This is a genomic window from Chromobacterium sinusclupearum (assembly GCF_002902845.1).
In the GTDB taxonomy this organism is placed as follows: Bacteria; Pseudomonadota; Gammaproteobacteria; order Burkholderiales; family Chromobacteriaceae; genus Chromobacterium; species Chromobacterium sinusclupearum.
Genome location: NZ_PPTF01000095.1, coordinates 1 through 3,750, shown reverse-complemented (window position 1 = coordinate 3,750; position 3,750 = coordinate 1). Strand labels below are relative to the sequence as shown.

Sequence of the window (3,750 nt, the reverse complement as noted above, 5' to 3'; positions counted from 1 at the left end):
GCTACGCCCGCGCCGTGCGCGAAATCGCGCTGGCGGCCGGCGAACCCATCGTCGCCGGCGGCTATCCGCCCAGCCTGTACGCCCGCCTGCCGCGCCTGCTGGAGCGGGCCGGCCCCGCCGCCCGCGGCAGCATCACCGCCTTCTACACCGTGCTGATGGACGACAAGGCGGATGCGCTGGCGGAGGAAGTCCGATCGCTGCTGGACGGCCATATCGTGCTGTCCCGCAAACTGGCCGAGGCCAATCACTACCCGGCGATAGACCTGCTCGCCAGCGTCAGCCGGGTCATGCATCAAGTGGCGGCGCCGGCACACCGCGAGGCCGCCGCCCGCCTGCGCCAGCTGCTGTCGGCATGGCAGGAGATAGAGCTGTTGGTACGGGTGGGCGAATACCGCCCCGGACAGGATGTCGACGCCGACGATGCCATGGCGCGGCGCCCGCGGATCAATCAGTTGCTGCGACAACGCGTGGATGAGCAAGTCGGCCTGGGTGCCGTGTTGGCCGAACTTGCCGAAACCGTGGGGCTGCCATGTTGAATCAGCTGCTGGACGTCAAACGCCGCCGCGAACGCAGCCTGCGCGCCGCGCTCGCCCGGCTGGCCGACGAGGAGCTGGCGCTGTGCGCGCGCCAGGATGCGGTGCACGCGCGCCGCCACACGCTGTACCAAGAATGGCGATCGCTGGCCAGGCAAAGCGGCTGCTTCGATCACCACGGACTGGAAAGGCTGCGTTCTTCGCTGGCGAAACTCGAAGGCGAAGATCAAACCCTGGCGCGGGAACTGGAAACCCTGGCCGCTGAGCGCGCGCTGCTAGCGCAAGCGCGCGCCGAACAAGACAGCCTGCTGCGCCGCAATTTGCGTGAACAGGAAAAACTCGTCTTGCTGCTGGAGTCCGAACACAACCACAAGCATTGAGGCCGTCACCCCAATCGCCAACAGGATGAGGCATCACCATGTACGCACCGATAAGCCATAGCGCCAATAGCAGCCCATCGTCGCGCGGACAAGGAGAGCATGACGCCCATGCGCCGCATCAGGATGACGCCAAGCGCTTCCGCGCCCTGCTGGATGACGCTCAGGCCCATCCCGATATGAGCATGCCCTGGCAGAGTCCGCCCCTGCCGCAGCCTCCCCTCGCGCAGGACGAAGCGGAATCGCCCGCTGGCCCGCCCGCGGCCGGCAAGTTGCCCCCATGGGCTGAGGCTCCCCTCCCTCATGCGCCCCCACAACCCATTGACGAGCGGACGCTCGCTTTGCGCGCCTGCAGCGGCCCGCTGGCTGGACTGATTGTGCAGGCATGCTGGCAGGGAGGCGGACTGGGCCTGCGGCTGTCCGCCCCGCCAGGCGCGCTGATGGCGCGGCTGGAAAGAGAGAGGCGCAATCTGGAGGCTGCGCTATCGGCGGCGCTGGGCGTGGACGTCACACTGGAGGTCGATCATGAGCAATGAGTGCCTGCCCGTCACGCTCAGTCTTTTTGAGCTCAGCCGCATCGGCGCCAGCGCGGAACACGATGGTTACCGTTTCGACAGCGACTTCGCCCAGCCTAGCGGCGACGGCTTGCGGCTGACCGCCCGCAGCAATGGCGAAGACTTGGCCTTCTGGGTGCCGGAACCGGAATGGCGCGACTGGCTGCAGCCACAGCTGGCCGTGCCGCGCCACGGACCGATCGATGCGGAACTGCTGCCTCTGCTGGCGGCTTGGACCCTGTCGCCGCTGGATGGATGGCTGCAGGCCACGGGCCTGCCGGGCCTGGCTGCCGCGGCGGTCGAGAGCGGCGACGCGCCGCCCCCCGGCTGGAGATTGACGCTGAGCATGGGATCACGCCGCCTGCCGCTGTACCTGGAACAGGCGCCGGCGGGCTGGCTGCAGGCTGTGCTGACAGCGCTGCAGCCATCGCCGCAAGGCGAGCATGAGCTGGCGCTGGCCCTGGGCTGGTGCGTGCTGACTGAAGCAGACTGGGCCGATGTCGCCGTCGGCGACGCCCTCCCCATCATCGGCATGGCGGACTCGCTGGATGCGTTCTGGCTGCACCCCCAGGCCTGTCCGGGGCGAATTCTATTGCGGGAGTCTGGCGATGCCGTCGCCGATGGCGCCGCGCTGCCGCTGGGAGAACCCTCCGCAGGCGAGTGGCGTCTTGTCGTGGAAGCGGGACGCGCCCGTTTCTCGGCCCTCGACCTGGCGGCCTGGAGACCGGAAGCCCAGCTGTTCCCGCGCGCCGCGGCCTACCCCGCCCTGCACCTTACCCGGCACGGCAAAACCTTGGCGCTGGGACAGCTGCTGCGGCTGGATGACGGCTGGGCGGTGCGCATCGCCTCGCGCGCAAGCGAAGCGCAGGGGCGGAACTGCTGAGGCTTGCCGAGCGGTTGACTCTCGTCCTTGAGCAACTGCTCGCAGAAAGGCGTCATAGACGCCGCCGACCTGGCCCGGAGCGTCCCGCACCATCATGCGGACGCCGGCCTCGCACCGCCGCCCATGGTTGATCTCGGTTTTTTTCGCATCATCAAGATTTAAACCGCTTTTGAAAATCATGGACTCTGGGCCATTCATTCATGCCGGTGCGAATTTAATTGAGCTGAGCCGCGAAAGAAAGCGCTTTGAAATAGACATCTTGCGCCATGGCTTGCCCTGATTGTTTGGCGATTGAAAATAGCATATGCATTGAAGCCATTCCTTATCCCATAAGCCATGCCGCCTCTTTCGAAAACATGCTGATGTTTCAGCACTTGACCAAGCCCATTCAATATATGACACAGGCAAAGCCATTCATCCTCTGAAAATGGAAGCCTAGTCGCACTCCCACACGCTTAAACAGAAAAACCCTGGCAAACATGACCCTTCCGGCTTTTTTTATATCGCCGACGCGATATAAAAAAAGCCGGACTCAAATAGCCCACTCTTTTCCTTCCCGCCTCCGCCATCTCAGGTATTCACCTTATCCCACACCCCCGTTTCACGGATAAAAATGAATACCGAAACGCATGCAAACCACGCCGGCAAAACACCAAAGAAAGCGCCACTTTTCGAAAGTTAAGCCACAAGGACCGGCCTAGCATCCGGCAAACCTACCCAATAAAGGGAGAAATAAACGATGAGCCAAACCGCTATTCACCCGCTGCAACACCTGATGCAAGACCTGCAAAAACGCCAGCAAGGGCTGGGCGAGCAATTACAGGCTTTTCAGCTTCTGCAGCAGGAAATCGCCGCGCTCAAACAACGCGCGCCGCAGGACGCCCAGGCGCGCCAGCGGCTTGAGCGCCTGTCCCGCGCCATGCAGGGCGAACTGGCCCCGCTCAATCAACGGCTGTCCCAGTGCGTGGAGAGCCTGCAGGGCAATTTCAAATCGCTTGAGGAGTCGCTCAAGCAAGCGGGAAGCGGCGGCGCAGACAAGCCCGCCGCCGCTCGCAAGGCAGGCCCGATGCTGGGCCGCAACTTCATCTGACCATTCAGGAGAAATTCATCATGACATTCGCCACCAACTTTGCCAGCAGCTCGCCCATCGTCAACCAGGACTACAACAACTACGTCGACAACAAAGCCGGCCAAGGCGACTCCATCATGTCGCAAGGCATCTCGGTGCTGTACAAGTTCATGACTTTGTTCTCGGACCTCGCCCAGGGCAAGTATGACCAGATGAGCGCCAAGGCCGACCGCGCCCGCGATTCCCAACAAGCCGCCAACCAGGTGGACTCCATCATTGCCCAACTGAAGGATGCGGGCAGCACGGGCAGCCTGCCCAAGGAAGTCATTGACTA

At 63.6% G+C, this 3,750-nt stretch carries 5 protein-coding genes and 1 pseudogene; all 6 read left to right on the top strand.

The features are described 5' to 3' along the window. Positions 1-536, top strand: a pseudogene (locus C2134_RS22000) (EscN/YscN/HrcN family type III secretion system ATPase); the annotation flags it as partial. After that, positions 530-913, top strand: coding sequence for a type III secretion protein (locus tag C2134_RS19685; RefSeq protein WP_103321772.1), 384 nt, complete (start codon positions 530-532; stop codon positions 911-913). The pseudogene C2134_RS22000 and the gene C2134_RS19685, both read left to right, overlap by 7 nt. A gap of 38 nt (positions 914-951) precedes the next feature. Further along, positions 952-1,446, top strand: coding sequence for an MFS transporter (locus C2134_RS19680; protein ID WP_103321771.1), 495 nt, complete (start codon positions 952-954; stop codon positions 1,444-1,446). Continuing rightward, complete coding sequence (locus C2134_RS19675) at positions 1,436-2,347, top strand: type III secretion system protein SepQ (protein ID WP_103321770.1); 912 nt, start codon at positions 1,436-1,438, stop codon at positions 2,345-2,347. The genes C2134_RS19680 and C2134_RS19675 overlap by 11 nt, the downstream gene beginning before the upstream one ends. A gap of 739 nt (positions 2,348-3,086) precedes the next feature. Beyond that, positions 3,087-3,437, top strand: coding sequence for a hypothetical protein (locus C2134_RS19670; protein WP_103321769.1), 351 nt, complete (start codon positions 3,087-3,089; stop codon positions 3,435-3,437). 20 nt (positions 3,438-3,457) lie between these two features. Beyond that, a partial coding sequence (locus C2134_RS19665) for a hypothetical protein (protein ID WP_199180005.1) occupies positions 3,458-3,750 on the top strand: 293 nt, incomplete at its 3' end.